20 protein-coding genes and 1 pseudogene are annotated in these 19560 nt (G+C 34.7%); 9 read left to right on the top strand and 12 right to left on the bottom strand.

What is annotated here, in order from left to right; genetic code table 11:
• Window positions 1–11: 11 nt before the first annotated feature.
• Window positions 12–2468 (top strand): primosomal protein N', encoded by a 2457-nt coding sequence (gene priA / locus ABJF52_RS12865; protein ID WP_348150845.1) that lies wholly within the window; start codon window positions 12–14, stop codon window positions 2466–2468.
• A 63-nt stretch (window positions 2469–2531) separates the two neighbouring features.
• Here priA and ABJF52_RS12860 read toward each other — a convergent pair whose 3' ends face one another.
• Window positions 2532–3224, bottom strand: a complete 693-nt coding sequence (locus ABJF52_RS12860; RefSeq protein WP_348150842.1) for a LytTR family DNA-binding domain-containing protein — start codon at window positions 3222–3224, stop codon at window positions 2532–2534.
• A gap of 232 nt (window positions 3225–3456) precedes the next feature.
• Between ABJF52_RS12860 and rpsF the strand changes: the two genes are divergently transcribed.
• The 7 genes from rpsF (at window position 3457) to ABJF52_RS12825 (ending at window position 8078) form a co-directional block, all read left to right on the top strand.
• Window positions 3457–3798 carry a 30S ribosomal protein S6 gene (rpsF, locus tag ABJF52_RS12855; RefSeq protein WP_348150839.1) on the top strand — a complete coding sequence of 114 codons (342 nt, stop codon included), beginning with the start codon at window positions 3457–3459 and terminating at the stop codon, window positions 3796–3798.
• A gap of 5 nt (window positions 3799–3803) precedes the next feature.
• Window positions 3804–4100: a 30S ribosomal protein S18 gene (gene rpsR, locus ABJF52_RS12850; RefSeq protein ID WP_153755009.1), complete on the top strand. Its 297-nt coding sequence runs from the start codon at window positions 3804–3806 to the stop codon at window positions 4098–4100.
• Window positions 4101–4112: 12 nt separating this feature from the next.
• Window positions 4113–4571 (top strand): 50S ribosomal protein L9, encoded by a 459-nt coding sequence (gene rplI / locus ABJF52_RS12845; RefSeq protein ID WP_348150836.1) that lies wholly within the window; start codon window positions 4113–4115, stop codon window positions 4569–4571.
• A gap of 83 nt (window positions 4572–4654) precedes the next feature.
• Entirely contained in the window at window positions 4655–5131 is a 477-nt protein-coding gene (locus ABJF52_RS12840) for a DUF6495 family protein (protein ID WP_348150833.1), read from the top strand.
• Between the two features lie 151 nt (window positions 5132–5282).
• Window positions 5283–6662: a histidine--tRNA ligase gene (gene hisS, locus ABJF52_RS12835; RefSeq protein WP_348150830.1), complete on the top strand. Its 1380-nt coding sequence runs from the start codon at window positions 5283–5285 to the stop codon at window positions 6660–6662.
• Window positions 6663–6758: 96 nt separating this feature from the next.
• A complete protein-coding gene (locus ABJF52_RS12830) occupies window positions 6759–7529 on the top strand; it encodes an SDR family oxidoreductase (protein ID WP_348150827.1) in 771 nt (256 codons plus the stop codon).
• Between the two features lie 114 nt (window positions 7530–7643).
• Window positions 7644–8078, top strand: a complete 435-nt coding sequence (locus ABJF52_RS12825; protein WP_348150824.1) for an RbsD/FucU family protein — start codon at window positions 7644–7646, stop codon at window positions 8076–8078.
• 62 nt (window positions 8079–8140) lie between these two features.
• On the opposite strand, the gene ABJF52_RS12820 is transcribed toward ABJF52_RS12825, so the two are convergent.
• A complete protein-coding gene (locus tag ABJF52_RS12820; RefSeq protein WP_348150822.1) occupies window positions 8141–8686 on the bottom strand; it encodes an NUDIX domain-containing protein in 546 nt (181 codons plus the stop codon).
• 35 nt (window positions 8687–8721) lie between these two features.
• Entirely contained in the window at window positions 8722–9810 is a 1089-nt protein-coding gene (locus ABJF52_RS12815) for a M42 family metallopeptidase (RefSeq protein ID WP_348150819.1), read from the bottom strand.
• A 103-nt stretch (window positions 9811–9913) separates the two neighbouring features.
• On the opposite strand from ABJF52_RS12815, the gene ABJF52_RS12810 reads away from it, so the two are divergent.
• Entirely contained in the window at window positions 9914–10600 is a 687-nt protein-coding gene (locus tag ABJF52_RS12810) for a DUF4294 domain-containing protein (RefSeq protein WP_348150817.1), read from the top strand.
• A gap of 2 nt (window positions 10601–10602) precedes the next feature.
• Here ABJF52_RS12810 and ABJF52_RS12805 read toward each other — a convergent pair whose 3' ends face one another.
• The 9 genes and pseudogenes from ABJF52_RS12805 to ABJF52_RS12765 form a co-directional block, all read right to left on the bottom strand.
• The gene (locus tag ABJF52_RS12805) at window positions 10603–12369 is read right to left on the bottom strand and encodes an SGNH/GDSL hydrolase family protein (protein WP_348150815.1); all 1767 of its coding nucleotides are present in this window, start codon (window positions 12367–12369) and stop codon (window positions 10603–10605) included.
• A gap of 81 nt (window positions 12370–12450) precedes the next feature.
• The gene (locus ABJF52_RS12800) at window positions 12451–13290 is read right to left on the bottom strand and encodes a sugar phosphate isomerase/epimerase (protein ID WP_348150812.1); all 840 of its coding nucleotides are present in this window, start codon (window positions 13288–13290) and stop codon (window positions 12451–12453) included.
• Window positions 13291–13313: 23 nt separating this feature from the next.
• On the bottom strand, window positions 13314–14771 hold the full coding sequence (locus ABJF52_RS12795; RefSeq protein ID WP_348150810.1) for a Gfo/Idh/MocA family oxidoreductase: 1458 nt from the start codon (window positions 14769–14771) through the stop codon (window positions 13314–13316).
• Between the two features lie 15 nt (window positions 14772–14786).
• The gene (locus tag ABJF52_RS12790; protein WP_348150807.1) at window positions 14787–15461 is read right to left on the bottom strand and encodes a DUF1080 domain-containing protein; all 675 of its coding nucleotides are present in this window, start codon (window positions 15459–15461) and stop codon (window positions 14787–14789) included.
• Window positions 15462–15471: 10 nt separating this feature from the next.
• Window positions 15472–16263, bottom strand: a complete 792-nt coding sequence (locus ABJF52_RS12785) for a DUF1080 domain-containing protein (RefSeq protein WP_348150804.1) — start codon at window positions 16261–16263, stop codon at window positions 15472–15474.
• Window positions 16264–16285: 22 nt separating this feature from the next.
• Window positions 16286–17683, bottom strand: a complete 1398-nt coding sequence (locus ABJF52_RS12780; RefSeq protein WP_348150801.1) for a Gfo/Idh/MocA family oxidoreductase — start codon at window positions 17681–17683, stop codon at window positions 16286–16288.
• A gap of 296 nt (window positions 17684–17979) precedes the next feature.
• On the bottom strand, window positions 17980–18213 hold the full coding sequence (locus ABJF52_RS12775; protein WP_348150799.1) for a DUF6095 family protein: 234 nt from the start codon (window positions 18211–18213) through the stop codon (window positions 17980–17982).
• 74 nt (window positions 18214–18287) lie between these two features.
• Window positions 18288–19136 carry a hypothetical protein gene (locus ABJF52_RS12770; protein WP_348150796.1) on the bottom strand — a complete coding sequence of 283 codons (849 nt, stop codon included), beginning with the start codon at window positions 19134–19136 and terminating at the stop codon, window positions 18288–18290.
• 3 nt (window positions 19137–19139) lie between these two features.
• Window positions 19140–19560: pseudogene (locus ABJF52_RS12765) on the bottom strand (hypothetical protein); the annotation flags it as partial.

Below are 19560 nucleotides of genomic sequence, written 5' to 3'. Positions count from 1 at the left end.
TAAAGGGGCCTATGCAGTATTTTATCAACGTTGTACTACCAATTCCTTTAGAAAAACAATTCACCTATTCTATTTCTGAAGAAGAATCACAAGTATTGCTAGCTGGTATGCGGGTAGCGGTTCCTTTTGGTAAATCTAAAGTATATACCGGCCTAGTTTTTTCAATACATAATAATCCACCTGAAATATATGAAGCAAAGCCTATACATCAAATCTTAGATGATTCGATTTTGGTGAATCAAGCGCAACTAAAGCATTGGCAGTGGATTGCTGATTATTATATGTGCACTTTAGGTGAAGTCTTTAGAAGTGCTATACCTAGTGCATTTTTATTAGAAAGTGAGACTTTAATTTTACTGAATAAACAGGTAGAAGTAGATGAAAAAGAATTAAAAGATGATGAATTTCTTGTCTATGAAGCTTTGCAATATCAATCTATGTTACGTGTGCATGAAGTTGCGGCCATCATCGAAAGAAAAAATACTTTACCCATATTAAATCGATTAATTGCAAAAGGCGTTATTGTCTTAAAAGAAGAATTATACGAGCAATACCGCCCAAAATTAGTGCGATACGTTAAAATGGGTGAGTCGTATCAATCAGAATCTGAATTAGAAAGCCTGTTGGATAGCTTAAAACGGGCACCTAAACAAAGTCAGGTTATTCTATCACTTTTTCAGTTGGAGGCCACTTCGAAGAATCCTATAAAAGTATCAGAATTAGAAACTAATAGTGGAGCTTCTAGAGCAATTATTAAGGCATTAATTGATAAAGAGATTTTAGAAGAATATTTTATACGTACAGATCGTGTAAATTATGATAAGGATGGAGCGGCAACTAATCTGAAAGATTTAAACGAATTTCAAGAGGAGGCCTTGTCGGAAATTCGTAAAAGTTTCGAAAATAACAAAGTAGCATTGTTGCACGGCGTAACGTCTTCTGGAAAAACGGAGGTCTATGTCGAACTCATTGAAGAATGTATAAAAGAGGGTAAGCAAGCTTTATATTTACTTCCGGAGATTGCCTTAACTACCCAACTAATAGGGCGCTTACAAGATTATTTTGGCGAACAAGTTTCGGTATTTCATTCTAAATATAACATTCAAGAAAGGGTAGAAGTCTATAATAATGTACTTGTTAGTAAGTCTAAAGCTCAAATAGTTATTGGTGCGCGCTCCGCTATGTTTTTACCTTTTTCAAATCTGGGATTAATAGTAGTAGATGAAGAACATGAAAGTTCATTTAAGCAATTTGATCCTGCACCTAGGTATCATGCACGTGATAGTGCTATCGTTTTAGGGAATCTTCATAGGTCTAATATTGTTTTAGGTTCGGCCACTCCTAGTATTGAAAGTTATCAGAATGCTAAGACTAAAAAATATGGTTATGCACAGATAACTAGGCGATTTGGAAATGTATTAATGCCAGAAATGGAGCTAGTAGACATTAAAGAACAGCATCGCAAAAAAAGAATGAAAGGTCATTTCTCTGAACGTCTTGTCGATGAAATTAATGAAACACTTGAAGTAGGGGAGCAAATTATCTTATTTCAAAATAGAAGAGGCTTTGCACCAATATTAGAATGCACAACATGTGGCCATTCTCCTCAATGTCCGAATTGTGATGTTAGTTTAACCTATCATCAGTATAAAAAACAATTGCGTTGCCACTACTGTGGTCATCATATAGCTTTACCTGAAAGCTGCCAAGCATGTGGAAGTTCTACACTTGACACCAAAGGTTTTGGTACAGAACGAGTGGAGCAAGAGCTTAAAAAGCTTTTTCCTGAGGTAAAGGTGGCTCGTATGGATTTGGATACTACTCGAGGTAAGCATGCCTTTGAAAAAATTATTACTTCTTTCGAGCAGCAGGAAGTAGATATTTTGGTAGGAACCCAAATGGTGACTAAGGGTCTTGACTTTAGAAATGTGAGTTTGGTGGGAATAATGAATGCTGATTCATTACTAAATTTTCCTGATTATAGGGCACATGAGCGTAGTTTTCAATTGTTAACCCAAGTAGCAGGTAGGGCAGGGAGGACGCAAAAAAGGGGTAAGGTAATTATTCAAACCTATAATCCGTATCATCAAATATTACGTCAAGTAACTAGTGGTGATTATGAAGCTATGTTTAAGGAACAATTATATGAACGCGAACAGTTTAAGTATCCGCCTCATAATAAAATTATACAAATAACATTTAAACACAAAGATTATAACCGACTAAATGAGGCCGCAGAGTGGTTTGCGAAGGGACTTCGTAATACGTTTAGAGCTAATGTGCTAGGCCCAGAGTTTCCACCTGTGGTGCGTATTAGAAATCAATATATAAAACATGTGTTACTTAAAATACCTGCTGGGCAATCGCTAGCTAAAACTAAAAGTAGTATAAAAAGAATCGAAAAATCCTTTAATGCTGTTGCTAGTTTTAGATCTGTACGAATACTATATAATGTAGATCATATATAAAAAAAATCGCTGGTTTTTATATAAAACCAGCGATTTCTAATTGTTAATAAATTTTTGGTAGAACTAGAAGTTGTTAAGTGCGTCTGCAAGTTCAGTCTTCTTGTTTCTACTTAGCGGTATTGACCTTCCGCTTACTTCAACATTTTTACTGTTGAATTTTTCAATTTTCTCTAAATTGACAATATAAGATTTGTGAATTCTTAAGAACTTGTCTTCTGGCAATTGCTTTTCAAAAGACTTCATGGTAGAAAGAATAACGATATTCGCTTCGTCAGTAACCAATTTAATATAGTCACCAAGTGCCTCAATCCACTTAATATCATTAAGAATTACTTTTCTTTTCTTTAGATTACTCTTTACAAAAATATGCTCTTCATCTTCATTGACTCTGTGCATCTGTTCAAATTTGCCTACGGCTCTTTTTACTGAAGCATCAAAACGAGCCATTGTTATTGGCTTGTGTAAATAGTCTGTTACGTCGTAATCAAAAGCTTTTAACGCGTAATCTGGTTTTCCGGTAATCAGAATAACTTGAGGTGGATTTTCTAATGATTCTAGTAAGTCAAATCCGTTGATTATGGGCATTTCAACATCTAGAAAAATCACATCAATCTGATTGTTTTTGATTCCATTCTTTGCCTCGATAGCATTACTGTACTCTGCTACCATAGCTAAATTAGGATGATTATTCACTAATTTTGCCACTGCCATTCGCTGCATAGATGAATCGTCAACAATTATACTTCTTAGTTTCATAAAAGGTTTGATTTGTGGGGTTAAATCATCGACAAATTACATAATAAAGACGCTGAGTTGCAACAAAAGTTGTAAACATTGTACGGTTTTCTGTGTAGTTTTCAATGACGATAGGTTAAGATTTAGGTTAAGTTTAATTTTTATGATTCCTGTTTATAACGAAGAAAAAACTGTTTTCGTGTGAATTAGTCTTAAAATATTCATATTTTTGCCGTCCTAAAATTAAATTAATATGAACAATTACGAAACTGTTTTCATTTTGAATCCCGTTCTGTCTGATACTCAGATAGAGGAAACAGTAAAGAAATTTGAAGATTTCGTCAAAAAGAACGGAGGCAAAATGGTCTCTAAAGAGAATTGGGGGCTAAAGAAATTAGCCTACGCTATCCAGCACAAGAAAAGTGGTTTTTACCACTTGTTCGAGTTTACTGCTCCTGGTGAATTAATTTTACCTTATGAGCAAGAATTTCGCAGAGATGAACGTGTTATGCGTTTCTTAACTGTAAAATTAGACAAACATGCGGTTGCATGGGCGGAGAAAAGAAGAACAAGGTTAAAAACATCTAAAGCGTAAGTGATATGGCATCTATAGAGCAACAAGCAAAAAGTAAAAAAGATGGAGAAATCAGATATCTGACTCCATTAAACATTGAAACCAATACTAAAAAGAAGTATTGTAGATTTAAAAAGTCTGGTATTAAGTATATCGACTATAAAGATGCTGATTTCTTAATGAAATTAGTAAACGAACAAGGTAAATTACTTCCTAGAAGACTTACTGGAACTTCGTTAAAGTATCAAAGAAAAGTGGCTCAAGCTGTAAAACGCGCACGTCACATTGCATTAATGCCTTATGTTGGCGATTTGTTAAAATAAAAGAAACGAACGATGGAACTTATATTAAAACAAGACGTAGAGCATTTAGGCTTTAAAGATGATGTTGTAATCGTTAAGAATGGTTACGGAAGAAATTACCTTATTCCTAGAGGTTTGGCGCATTTAGCTACTACCTCTGCTAAAAAGGTTTTGGCTGAAAATTTAAAGCAACGTGCTCATAAAGAGAAAGAAGTTGTAGATGGCGCTAATAAAACCGCTAATGCACTTAAAGAATTGGAATTGAAGATTCCTGCCAAAACAGGTGCTGGTGATAAATTATTTGGTTCTGTAACCAATATAGATTTGGCTGGTGCTCTTGAAAAGCAAGGACATAAAATCGATAAGAAATTTATCAAAATTCAAGGTGGTTCAGTAAAGCGTACTGGTACTGCTAATGCACAAATAAGATTGCATAGAGAAGTTTTGGTTGATTTCGCATTTGATGTGGTTGCTGACGCTAAGGCTAAGTAAATCTTTCAGATTTCTTTAAAAATGTTAAGAGCCGTGTTCGCATGGCTCTTTTTTTGTTTTATAGATTAAAAGTATAATTGATTGTGAAATACGCTAGACTTACAAAACAACAGTTAGAAGAATTGCATCCTGAATTCATAAATTTCCTTGCCACCCAGTCGGTAACAGGCGATGAATGGAAGCAATTGAAAGAAGAAAAACCGGAAGTAGCTGAAGATGAAATTGATGTTTTTAGTGATTTAATTTGGGAGGGTGTTCTTAGTAAAGTAGGCTACTTAGAAAATGTTTCAGAAAAGCAAATGCATCTCTTTTATTGTTCTGATAAAGAAATGAAATTAATATCGGTAAAAGTGATGAATCCCGAAATAGATTTGACCACTACCGTTGGTTTTTCGTGGTTTAAGAAAAATTGGCAGTCTGATTTTGTGGAGTATTTAACAGCTTCTAAAGCTTACACCGAAGATAAAAACTTAGACAAATTCAACTTAATCAAACAAGGAGCTGTAATAACCAAAGGTGAATTGTATCAATGGTTTGAGAAGGTGATTGTAACTTCGTAATCATAAAATTCAGAAAATTTATCTTTAATGCTACAAGTTTAAAATTTCCCTTCATTTAAGAATCGTTAAATGAGGAGTATATTTGCAACTGAAACCCTAATTTAAAATGCCTGAATGTTTACAAGGGCATGCTTTACAAGAATTTTAATACATGGCTCAAAAACCAAGCATACCTAAAGGAACCCGTGATTTTTCTCCGAGTGAAGTTGCTAAACGCAATTATATATTCGATATCGTTAAAAAACATTTTCAAACCTTCGGTTTTCAACCGATAGAAACGCCATCGTTTGAAAATTCGAGTACACTTTTGGGGAAATATGGCGAGGAAGGTGATCGGCTGATATTTAAGATTTTGAATTCTGGTGATTTTATTAGTAAAGTTGATGATGTTACCTATAGTTCTAAGAACTCTAATTCCATTGCACCTAAGATTACAGAAAAAGCTTTGCGTTATGACTTAACTGTGCCTTTTGCGCGTTATGTAGTGATGCATCAAAATGATATCGACTTTCCTTTTAAACGATATCAAATACAGCCTGTTTGGCGTGCAGACCGCCCGCAAAAAGGTAGATTTAGAGAATTTTATCAATGTGATGCGGATGTTGTTGGCTCTAATTCGCTATTACAAGAAATTGAATTCATTCAACTTTATGATGCTGTTTTTACTGATTTAAAATTAGAAGGAGCCACGATAAAATTGAATAATAGAAAAATTTTATCTGGAATAGCAGAAACTATAGGAGCGAAAAACTTATTAATTGATTTCACAGTTGCACTTGATAAATTAGATAAAATAGGAGAGGAAGGGGTTGTAAAGGAAATGCTAAGCAAAGGAATTTCACCGGAATCGATTGAAAAGGTTTCACCGCTATTTTCTTTATCGGGTAGTAACACAGAGCAATTAGCTGCTTTAAAACAATTATTAGCAAGTTCTGAGGAGGGAAGCACCGGTGTTGAAGAACTTTCTTTTATTATAGAAACTATTGAAGCGATGGGACTTCAATCTGCTAATCTTGCAATTGATGTAACCTTGGCTAGAGGTCTTAATTATTACACAGGTGCTATTTTTGAAGTTAGTCCTCCAGAAGGAGTTAAAATGGGTTCTATAGGCGGTGGAGGTAGATATGATGACCTTACAGGTATATTCGGACTTAAAGATGTTAGTGGAGTTGGTATTTCATTTGGATTGGATCGTATTTATATGGTATTAGAAGAGCTAGGGGTATTTCCAGATGCTGTTGACCAATCATTGGAAGTACTTTGTTTAAACTTTGGAGATAATGAAGCTATAAGTGCCTTAAAATTGGTAAGTAGCCTTAGAAAATCTGGAATTAAAGCGGACCTGTACCCTTCAAATGTTAAGATTCAGAAACAAATGAAATATGCCAATAACCGAAAAGTTCCCTTTGTTATTCTGATTGGGGAGCAAGAGTTAAATGAAAATTCATTTGTTGTTAAGAATATGGTAGAAGGGTCACAAGAGAAGTATAGTTTAAATACTATAGATAATTTCATTACAAGCTTAAAGTAGTAGATTAAACTATATTTGTAAAAACAGAAACACAAAAACCATTAATAATAGTTGTTGTTTAATAACAACTATATACCTAATTTAATTAGCAGTATCATGAAAAATATAGATAAACTAAGCGGAAAAAATGTATTAATAACTGCTGGAGCTCAAGGAATAGGCGAATCCATTACCAAACATTTTATTGATAGTGGTGCGAATGTGGCAATACACTATTTTTCTAGTGCTGATACTGCAAACGAATTAACGGAGTATGCAACTAGCAATGGCGTAAAAGCTGTTGCCATAAGTGGAGACTTAACTAAAGAGGCTGATGCTAAAGCGTTGGTTGAAAAATCAGTTGAAGCCTTAGGTGGATTGAATATTCTTATTAATAATGCTGGCTCTCTTGTTGCCCGTAAAATGTTAGGAGAAATGGCAGCAGAATTTTGGCACAAGGTTATGGATATTAATATGACCTCTATGATGTTTGTTACTAAAGCAGCATCTCCTTATCTAGCTAAAAATGATAACAGTAGTATTGTTAACTTGGCATCACTTGCTGGCCGTAAAGGTGGTCATCCAGGGTCATTAGTTTATTCTACAAGTAAAGGTGCCATATTAACATTTACCCGTGCACTGTCTACCGAATTAGGCTCTCAGGGAACTAGAGTTAATGCTGTTGCTCCTGGTCTTATTCTTGGAACTTCATTTCATAATACACATACAACTAAAGAATCTGCAGCGGCAACAACAGCTGGTATTCCTATCCAAAGGGCAGGTAATGCGGCAGATGTAGCTCGGGCAGTATTGTATCTTGCTTCTGAGTATGACGGTTTTATTACCGGTGCAACGTTGGATATTAATGGAGGAGTTTACAATATGTAAACCAACTATAATTGCAATTGATGAATCAGTTGTAATGGAATTTTAATACTACTGAACACGTGGTACTGTTTAGTTCCAAGTGATTTAATTCATTCATTTTCAAATTTTATAGAAATGCTTAAAACCCCAGTAATACACCCAACGATTATGGAAGTATTAGGGCGTTCAGGTCATTTTGCACAAGTTGTAATTGCAGATGGCAATTTACCTGTTGGTGCTATGAACGGTCCTAACTCGACTACAGTGCACCTCAATTTCCGACCAGGCTTATTAGATTCGCTTACTGTTCTTGAAGGAATCTTAGAAGTTTGTCCTATTCAGGGTGCCATTGTAATGGAAAAGCCTGCTGAAGCAAATGCGGAAATTCATGAGGAATTTAAGAATTTACTTGGGGATGTAAGTTGGGACGAAATGGAACGTTGGGCTTTCTATGATAAAATAAAAGAACCAGCAACCACTTTAATAATTCAGACCGGGGAACAACGACGTTTTGCAAATTTAATTTTAATCGTAGGGGTGGTTAAAATGGCAGAAGAAAGTAATTTTTAATGATTAAAGTGTTTTAGTATTTTTTTAAGTCAACTTGCTCTTTATCAGTATATTATTATTTTTTACAGTTTCTTTTTTATTTGTGTGTAGATAGTTTCATAATACATCGGTGAATGAGGAACATAATTTGATTTTTTTATATGGATTAATTCCGCTCTAAATTGATTAATTGAAACCAGTTTTAATCCTTCCACTTCACTTTCTTGCTTGATAAGTTTTTCGAATGGAATGTTCAGGGTTGACATAAAAGTGTGATGAAACTCGCAGTCAATTAAATTAGAACTATGTTTTTGAACCGACTTAAAAACTCCAATTTTCTCTAATTGTTCGATTTTAATTTTTATTCCAATTTCTTCTTCTATTTCTCTAATCGCAGCTATTTCTATAGCTTCTCCTGCACCAATATGGCCAGCTACAGATACATCCCATAATAAAGGGTGGATATCTTTGTCCTTGCCACGTAGTTGCATGAGAATTTCACCATTAGTGGTATAAAACCATATATGAACGGTTTGATGAAACCACCCATTTTTATGGGCCTCAATTTTCATAGCTGTTTTCCCTGTTGGGTTGCCTTCAGTATCTAAAATATCAATTAACTCATCCATAAAAAAAGCCTCCTATAATAGGAGGCTATATATGATTATTCGAAATAACTAAAAGTTTCACCTGATTCTATTGCCAAAAGTGTTTCGTAATATAAACGAATTACATTTTCTACATCATCCTTATGCACTGTTTCAACTGTTGTATGCATATAACGTAAGGGTAAAGAAATTAGCGCCGAAGCTACACCACCATTGCTATAAGCAAATGCATCTGTATCAGTTCCTGTTGATCTAGAGGCCGCTAAACGCTGAAAAGGTATCTTGTTTTTCTCTGCGGTTTCGATAAGGCGCTCACGTAATTTATTCTGAACGGCAGGAGCATAAGATATAACAGGGCCAGAACCAATTTCAATATGGCCTTCCTTCTTTTTGTCAATCATAGGTGTGGTTGTATCATGACAAACATCAGTAATAATAGCTACATCTGGATTAATAGTATGACTTATCATTTCTGCACCTCTAAGTCCTATTTCCTCCTGTACGGAGTTTGTAATGTAAAGACCAAAAGGCAATTTTTTCTTATTCTCATGTAAAAGTCGAGCAACTTCTGCAATCATAAAACCACCAACTCTATTATCTAATGCACGACAAACAAATTTATCTTTGTTAAGAATTTTAAATTCATCTGGGTAAGTAATTACACACCCCACATGAACACCCATTTTTAATACTTCATCTTTGTCTTTTGCTCCTATATCAATAAAAATATTATCTGGTTTAGGTGGTTCTTCCTTAACACGACTACGGGTATGAATTGCGGGCCAACCAAATATACCTTTTACAACTCCATTTTTTGTATGGATATTAACCCATTTAGATGGTGCAATTTGATGGTCACTACCACCATTTCTAATTACATAAATTAATCCATCATCAGTTATATAATTCACATACCACGCTATTTCATCAGAATGGCCTTCAATTACTACCTTATACTTTGCCTCAGGATTTATAACACCCACAGCGGAACCATAAGTATCCGTTATAAAAGTATCTACATATGGCTTTAGATACTCCATCCATAATTTTTGCCCTTCCCATTCATATCCGGTAGGAGCAGCGTTATTAAGATATTTTTCTAAAAAGTCTAGTGATTTTTTTGTCAATATTTTCTTTGTACTCATTTAATTCAAATTTGAATACAAACTTAATCATATTCACGTTTATTTAATAATAACATGCTTGCATAATGGTTAACTTTGGCGAGTGAATTGCACTAAGTAGTATATGATACGTAGCTTTTTATTGATTTTATTCTTTGGAGTGACTTCTTTGGTATACGCACAGATAGAGGATCAACCTCTGGATTCTGTTTCCGAACGGTTAATAATGATAGAAGGTGATTCTATTTTTAGAAGCTCAGTTTCCTTAGATGAAGTATATGTTTTCGGTAAGCTGAAATTCGATAATTACCAAGAAAAATTGCATTATTACATTTTACGAAGAAAAACATTAAAAGTATACCCATATGCGAAATTAGCTGCAGAAAGATTGGTAGAACTAAATGATAGTTTAATGAAGATTACGAAAACTCGTAAAAAGAAAAAGTATACCAAAAAAATCCAGAAGTATATTGAGGGAGAATTCTCTGAAGAATTGAAAAAATTGACACGTACAGAAGGGCAAATACTCGTTAAATTGGTACACCGACAGACTGGAATTACAGCTTTTGATTTAGTGAAACAATTGCGAAATGGATGGCGCGCATTTTGGTATCAGACTACTGCGAAGATGTTTAAAATTAGTATTAAAGAGGAATTTGACCCTGTTCATGTTCATGATGATTACTTAATTGAGGATATTCTACAACGCGCATTTGCTAAATTTAAATTAGAAAGACAAGAATCTGTATTGGATTTCGACTTTGCCGCCTTAAACGATAAGTGGACTAACCCTATAGAAGAAAAGGAATAAATTTATTCTTTTATAAAAGGAAGCAAAGCTTTACGCATTTTAATATAGCCTTTTTTATTAGGATGTAGTCCATCTGAAAAGAGCCCTTCATCAATTTTACCATCTTCCTTTAAAAATATAGCACCGATATCAGCATATTTTATATGCATTTGTTGAGCCAATTCCTTAATCTTTTCATTTAGCGTAATTACACGTTCTTCTTTTTCTCTTCTTGGTAAAATTCCAAACCATACTATTTCCGCGTTCGGTTGTCGGTATTGTATCGCTTCGATTACCAATTTATGACCTTTAATAATTTCTTCATCTGTATTTAGATGTAGGTTATTTGTGCTTACCATTCCTATAATTTGTTCAGCACTAAATCCATCAAGTTCTCCATGATAAATTCGCCATAATAAGTTTTCCAAGCGATCCCAACCATAAGCATAGTTGCCCATACCTAAAGGATTGAAATATTTATCCCAAGTTTTTTCTTCTCTAGCAAGTTTGGCTTTTGGCATTCCGCCCCAAAAATGAATAATGGAATTAGCTAAAAACACCTTTTTTGGTGGATTAGTACTATTTATTTCTAAGATTTCTCGGTGGCGCTTTTCCCAATCGTAATTGTTAGGTTCTCTGTATTGCGTAACTGGTAGGGTAGTGGTTGCCTTTCCTATAGGCTCATTTAAAATGTTACGTAGTTTTCTTTCATAGGCCTCAGCATAATGTAGCATGCCTAAATCATTGGGATGCGTGCCATCAACCATATCATCCAATTGTAAACCTAATTCCTCATAACTTAAATAATGTAGGTTTTTAATGCCTTCCTTTTTAAGTTTTTCAAAAGCGGCTTGTTGTACTTCATTTACTCTCGTATAAGATTTTAATCGTTCAGGTTGAATAAAACCATCCGTATATCCTGCATGTTCGGTTAGTAAAATAGGTGTATTAGGTCTTTTGGCTCTTAATTGGTGAACTGAATTAAGCACTCTTTTTTCTATTTCAGCATTACTAAATTCATTTTCACGGACAAGATTTGGTAAACAGTCTATAACAACAATTTTTGCGTCTATTTCTTCGACTAAGTCAATTACTTCTTTTTCAAGTCTACCATTTCCAGAAAAGGCGAGATTTATAAGTGGTCTATCCATTTTTCTACTCAAAATATTCGTCCATGCCATTCCGGGCCTACTGGCACATGCACCATGCGCTATAGAAGTACCGTAAACTAAAATGGGCTTTTCTTTACGAACCGGTAAGGGTTGAAAATGAGTATTTTTTGAAACGCCAATTTCCAACCATTCAACACTATTATACAGCGGTAGATTTAGTCGATACTCCCTTCCTAATTTATGGTAAGTATCGTTAGGTAATAAGCCGCTATAACGATACGTAATAGTGTCTGAAAACGCTCTTTTGCCATTGGCCCACAATATTGCTCCGTCATTGGTAATTGCGTATAAATCGACACCGCTTACACCTGTAGCCGGCATATGGTCCATTTCCTTTTTATTTCTAACCTTATATCGTACGACAATTTCTTCAGCATTTGAACGGAATCTTATTTTTAAGCCAGCAGCATGACGTGAAAGATTCCACACAGATTTTCTTACAGTTTTTTCTGCTCTTGCTGGAAACCTGTCATAGGGAGATTCTACTTCGTTTGGCCAAGCCTGTCCTTCTATAACAGGAAACTCATTCGTAACTGGATTCCACCATACTATTTCAGAATCTTGAGCTATAATACTGTTAAATTGCAAGCAGAGGATAAAAATGATAATTGTTCTCATTCGTAGTAATGTATAAATTGAATATAAAAAGCCCTCTATTTTTAGAATAAGTCTAAAAATAGAGGGCGCGCTTTTGTAATATTAAATCATATCTATAACGGCACGAACATAGCCAATAGATTCGGCTAGGCCAAATTTAGCATGCTCACCATCTTTCTCATATTCTATGCCAACAACTCCAGAATACTTAATTTCTTTTAAGGCCTTTAGTATACTTGGAATATCCATTTTGCCTCGACCAATCTCTACAGGCTTTCCCTCGGGAATTTGTTCATTAATATCCTTAAGATGAACGTCTAATAACCGATCTTGATATTTTTTTAATTCCTCAGCTGGATCCAGGTTCAATCTAAAGGTGTGTCCCAAATCCATACAAAGTCCTATTCTAGAGTCAAGATTTTTTATCTTGTCATAAACACTTTTAGGAGAAGGGAAAATCTTATCTTCAGGACCATGATTATGTATCGCTAATTTTATGTCAGTTTCCTTAACTTTCTTTTCAATTTGAGGTAATAACTCGTGTGTTGTAACCCCAATAATCATTTTAAAACCAGCTTTTTTAGCATAATTAAAATACGTTTCAATATCTTCTGGAGTCTTCATATATATTACCCCACCACCATATAAATTAAGACCTCTAGCTTTCACTTTATCCTTAATAAATCGTATTTCTTCATCGGTTGACTCGTAAGGCAAATGAAAACTTTTAAAGGCTACATCTTTAATATTAAGGCCTAGTGAAATATCAATTACCTCATCTAAACTATATTTGCGTAATGTGTATGATGCTAGTCCAATATTTAATTGGTGTTCTTCAAAACTCTTTTTATTGCTTTTGGACAAAACAGTAAAAGATGAAGTACTTGCTGCAACGGTTCCGAGGGCAATACTTCGTATAAAATTCTTTCTAGTTACGCTCATAATTGTTCTTTTTAAAATTTATTTTAAAAATCTCGGTATTCACCTTCTAAATACTGATTGGCTTCACTTTCAGAAAATTGTGCTGAAGAACTATCCCAATGCAAGGTTTTATTAGGAAAGCGACCAGCGATAACACCTAATAAAATTGTTTCCGTTAACCGAGAAGCATACGAAAATGGAGCAGTTGTTTCCCCTTTTCCTAAACATGCATCAACAAATTGATGGTAGTGCTTTGGCCCTTCGGATTCGTAATTTCGTACGATTTCTCCAATATTATTTGCTTTACTTACAGCCTCAATTTCGGCAGTAATATCAACATATTTTCCGTCAACTATTTTTGTTGGTAACTGCATAAAGTGCGGTAATAATAAACGTCCTTTTTCACCAACGAACATTGCTCCTTGATTTGGAAGTTTTCCTGCACCAGCTATTTTAGCATCTAGTGATATTTTATCTTTTACAGATTCTTTTTTCTTTGATTTTTTCTCTTTTTTCGAAGCATTTGGTTCGCCCGGTAAAACTAAATCTGGATGTTCATTTGGTGCACCAGGACCATCATACCAAACCCATTTTAATGTCTCAGTAGTATATTGCGTTGCAGGAAATTCATAGGTTACAACATTGTTTTCAGGAAAACCGAAACCATTAGAAGCTCTGCATTCATTTTTTATTGTTCTTGGTACATCTAGTTCGAGTGCGTTATAAGGGGTGTCAAATATATGCACTCCCATATCTCCTAATGTGCCACAGCCGTAGTCCATCAATTTTCTCCAATTTCCAGGATGGTAGACATCCTTTTTGTAAGGTCTTTTTGCTGATGTTCCTAACCATAGATTCCAATCTAAAGTATCAGGGACTGGATCTTGACCTTCAGGTTCTGGTCCATCATAACCCCAACTCTTTGGAGACCATGCATGTACCGTATGAACCTTACCTATAATACCAGATTGTATTAGTAATGTAGCTAGTTTATAATCGTAAAAAGAATGTACTTGAATTCCCATTTGGGTTACTAAGTTTTTTTCCGCTGCAAGCTTTTTCATAGCTCGGGCTTCTGAAACATAGTGTGTTAGGGGTTTTTGACAGTAAACAGGTTTGTTTAAATTCATTGCCATCAAAGAAGCAGGTGCGTGGGTATGATCTGGAGTAGATACAATTACGGCATCAATTTCATTTTCCATTTCTTTAAGCATTACTCTATAATCGGAGTATGTTTTTGCATTTGGATGTAATTTCTTAGCGGCTGCTAAATTAGTAGCATCTACATCGCAAAGTACGGTTACATCTACTTTTGCGTGAGAAGAAATGGCTTCTAAATCAGCATTGCCCATATTTCCAACACCAATATGTGCAGTTCTTAATCGATCATGGGGACCAGCATTTTTCATAATGAAAGATGGAGCCAAAGCTATTGCCATACCCGCTAGACCACTTTTTTTCAAAAATTCTCTACGGTCCTTGTTTTGCATGTTCTTCTTCATATTGTTTGGAATATTTTATTTGTTTGAAGTTAATTCTTTAATTTTTATATTTTTAAATCGTACTACATCGCCATGACCTAAAAAACCTATACGTCCCGTTCTTTTTTTAAGACCAGGATGGTCCTTGTGATCTAATGTGCCGTTTTTACTAGCTTCTTGGTAATCACCATCAACTATTGTTGTGCCATTAAGAACAATTTTTATTTTTGAACCCTTGACCGTAACCTCTTGATAATTCCATTCACCTACTGGTTTTAAGTACCCTCGTTTTGCTGGAATTACTCCATATACAGATCCGTGATATTGATAAGTTTCTAAATCAGAATATTTATCTGCAGTGTCATCAAGTATTTGCAGCTCCATAGCATCGTAGGCAGCGTGATCATCTGGTGCCATATGGATACCTAAGCCATTGTTCGCCCCTGGTGTAAGTTGAAATTCAAACTGAAAAATATAGTCACTGAATTCTTTTTCGGTATATAAATTACCACCGCTATTATCACCATTAGGGTCTATCACCATTATTCCATTCTCAACTTTATAAGAACCTTTATTGCCTTCCCAACCCTCTAGGTTTTCACCATTAAAAAGAGATGTAAAATTGGAATTTTGCTTTTGTGCAATACATGACACAATTAATACAGATTGTAAACATCCTAGTACTAGATATTTTAAATGATTTACTTTCATATAGTATTTGCTATAATTTTTTAATCTTGATGTTTTTGAACCAAATGGGACTCGCATGATCCTGTAAACCTATAAAGCCAGTTTTGTATTTACCGTAATTTGGAGAATTTTTCCATTTATCTGAATTTTTCTTTTCAGTCCAAGCTTCGTCCCAAGGGACAAAAGAGAACAGCATTTTGCCATTAAGCCAATGTTCTACTTTTTCTGGAGTAAAAACAATTTTTGAAGAATTCCATTCTCCTACCGGGTGTAGAATCTTTTCCGCAGGAGCTGGATGCATTGCGTAATCAGCACCTGTAGATTGTAGCGGCTTTAATTCTTCAGGCTTTTCTGTATAGCCTAGGCTAGTGTTATATTCTGTTAAATCATGAATACGTGCATAGTTTTCATCATCAATTAATTGATACTCTGGTGAAATTTCTGGTGGTCCAGAATGTCCTTCCTTTAAATGATAAAAAATACCACTATTTCCACCTTCAGGTAGTTTCCATTCCAAATAAAGTTCGAAATTTTCAAACTCTTCAGCAGCATATATAATGTCTTTGCCTCCTTCATAATCTTGTTCTAAACCCAATTCTGTTTTAAAAGTTAAGGTACTATCTTCTATAACCCATCCCGGCGGTAAAGTTTTTCCATTATATCCACGCCAGCCATCAGTTGTAGTACCATCAAAAAGATAAATCCAATCATTTGACTCCGCTATTTCATCAACTATTTCTTCTTCTGGTTTATCTGTTTTCTTTTCTTCTTTACACGCAAATAGTACTAGTGTAATTGTAATTATGGTAAGTATTCTTTTCATTCGTCGTCAGTATTATAAATTATTAGCTTATTATATCTAATGGGTTAGTGTTTTTCCAATTTCCCCTTGTGAAATCTGGAAATTCTTGTGGCATTCCACCATTTTGGACGGAGGCAATACTTAAGGGGGTTACTGCGCTCCAGAAGGCTCCTTCGTAAACATTTTGGTCTAAAGGAAGCCCTTTTTGTAAGCATTCAACAATACGGTACATCATAATCCCATCCATTCCTCCATGACCGGAACCTTTTGCGGCTTCGTTTAGTCTTTTATATAAAGGGTGGTCATATTTTTCATAAACGGCTGCCAATTTATCACCTTCAACCCACTCGTGATGATCCTTTGTTATACCTAACACGCCACCTTCTAAAGCAACTCTATTTGGAAAACCGGCAAGAGTTCCTTTAGTACCTTGTATTAAATTGTGTCTAGAATACGGTCTTGGACTAGTTTCATCCCATTGTATCATTACGGTTTTACCTAAATGAGTTTTTACAATTGAGGTATTAATATCACCCCCTGTAAATTCCATGTTTTTCCATTTATTATCGGGACTCATTTCGTTTTGCTCATATAGTTTTCTTCCACGAGAAGGAGAAGAAAATGAAACAAGACTTTTAAAATTATCATCTTTACGACCTAGGTTCATGTATTGCGCTACTGGGCCGAGACCATGAGTTGGATATAAATTACCGTTATTATTTGCTATTTGAGGTGTTCTCCACGATCCTGTTCCACGTTCCTGCTCGGTCATTTGCCACCTTAATTCATGTATGTAAGCTGCTTCACCATGTAACAAATCACCAATAACCCCTTGTCTACACATGTTTAGGTACATTAACTCTTCACGATTATAGTTAACGTTTTCCATCATCATGCAGTGTTTTCCAGTAGCTTCTGAGGTGTCAACAAGATCCCACATTTCTTTTATGGTTAAAGCCATAGGCACCTCGGTAAATGCGTGCGCACCTTTTTTCATAGCCTCAATAGCCATTGGAGCATGATTAGCCCAATTTGTTATTACAAATACTACATCGGGTTTAATTTCGTCCAACATGGTCCGCCATTTCTCTTCCGCACCGTAGTATAATTTTATATTTTGGTGTTGATTTCCTTTACCAATTTCTTTAGCCTTTTCACTCCATTTTTTTGCATTATCTTCATATAGGTCACAAATGGCCACAATTTCTGTTCCCTCCAAACCAGCAAAAAATTGTAAGTGGGCAGGACCTCTACTACCTACACCTATAAAGGCAGCTCTAACTTTTTCTAACTTCGGAGCAGCAAAATCTCCCATGTATTTATGCATGAAAGGTCTTTCAGTATAAGAAATTCCAGCACTACCCATAGTAGGTGCAATGGATATCGCCGCACCAGCTAGCGATGTTTTTCTAATAAAATTTCTTCTGTCTAATGTGCTCATCGGTCTATTTTTAAATTGTTATAGTATTCAAATTGGCAATATTGGTTTGTAAAAGTTTCTTTTATTATCTTTTTTTAAATGAGAAATGGGTTTAGGAGGTTTACTATTTTGGAAGGTATTTTGATCTTGTTTTTTAATTTTCATTCTTGATTGTATTAAAATTAATATCAATTTTAATACTACGATTGTACAGGACCTAACAATAAATAATAAGTAAAATACTACTAATTTATAGGGGGTATTTTTCGTGTCCCCTAATTTAATAAATAGAAGCGGAAATGGTAGTATATGGTAGACTAATTTTGCTTTTTTCTTCCGAAAAGTCCGTCCATCATTAGCTTTATAGTATAGAAGCCACCAGCAACAGCACCTATGGCTAATATTCCTCCAATTATAATTACTGGCCAAAAGAAAGCGTGTTCTTGATTTTTAAATGCAGAAGATATAATTACTGGTGCAGCAAACATTAATGCTATAGTAATGCCTGCAAATCTTAAACCTTTAATTAGAAGAAATTTATCGGTCTTCATAAGAAAAATTAGAATAACTCAAATTTACAGAATTATACTTTATAAGTAGTTTTCGATTGTGGCTAAAACGATATTCATTCTAGCGTAATGGTTTTTTTAAATTCTTGTGATACTGAAAAATAACCTAAAGGGTAATTGGATTCTTGATCTTCTGACACAGTATCTAAACCATTTGTTATGTTAATTATATTACCGCGAACTGTTGCTGCAGGTGTTTGAAAGGGACCTTGGTCTCCTCCGGCTTGTACAATTATTTGATTCATATAATTGTAAAACTGTTCATCAACTCCCATTACGCTTACCTCCAAACTGTAGCCAGATCGCAATCCATCTTCATAAAAATAGGAGAACTCAAAATTTTGACCTTTATAAAATGTATCCTCCGATACTAAATACTCATTAAACGAAAAGTCAAAAAGATAAAAATCTGTACGATTTGGTGTATCAGTAATACTAAGTACTATTTCAGTCTCTTCACCAGTAAAAAGTGTTTGATTTCCTTCTTCTAAAGTTTCAATAGGTACCGTTGGTACATAAATTGTTTGAGCATAATAACGTTCATTGTTGTGTTCGATATATAATTCTAGACTGCCATTAGTGAAGAACTCGGTTTCTTTTGCGCCCGAATATTCTCCTTGATTACTTTTCTCAAGTATTAAAATATTTTGATTAAGATCATCTGATGGATAGTCAATATTCCTTATAGAAATTAAATCGACATCGGTGGGTTCTGTTTGTCCGAAAAATGAATTGGATAAAGAAACGTTAATTACAGCTGTAGTCACCGTTAATGATTCATCTATTCGAATTAATGCGTCAATAGAAAGACGTGGTGCTTCTGTTGGAGGATCTACAGTTATAACATCTTGGCAGCTTATAAAAGTCCAAAAAATAGATAGAAACAGCGGTGTTAGTTTTTTCATATTCTAAAATTTGAAATTATAAGTTACGGCTGGAACAATACCAAATATTGAAGTTCGAACGGCTTCATTTACACCGGTGTCTTGATTTCTGCTAAAATTTATTGATGCAGCATTTCTACGATTGTATACATTATAGATGCTAAAAACCCATTCTGCTTTCAAATTTCTATTTAGATTTTTTCGTGGTGTAAGTGTGGCTGAAATATCTAGTCGATTATAATCTGGCAAACGTTCACTATTACGTAATCCATAATAAGGCACAGCTAGACCTTGAAATTCAAATTGTCCAATAGGATAATTTGTTGGCTGACCTGTTTGATATACAAATGTGGAATTGATAGTCCATTTATCATTTAGCTCATAACTGCCAAATAAAGAAAAATCATGGGTTTTATCGAAGGGTGTGTTGTACCATTCTCCAAAA

Source organism: Aurantibacter sp. (assembly GCF_039941195.1).
Classification (GTDB): domain Bacteria; phylum Bacteroidota; class Bacteroidia; order Flavobacteriales; family Flavobacteriaceae; genus Aurantibacter_A.
Note: the sequence above shows the minus strand (reverse complement) of the source record. Positions and strands in the feature narration are given on the sequence as shown.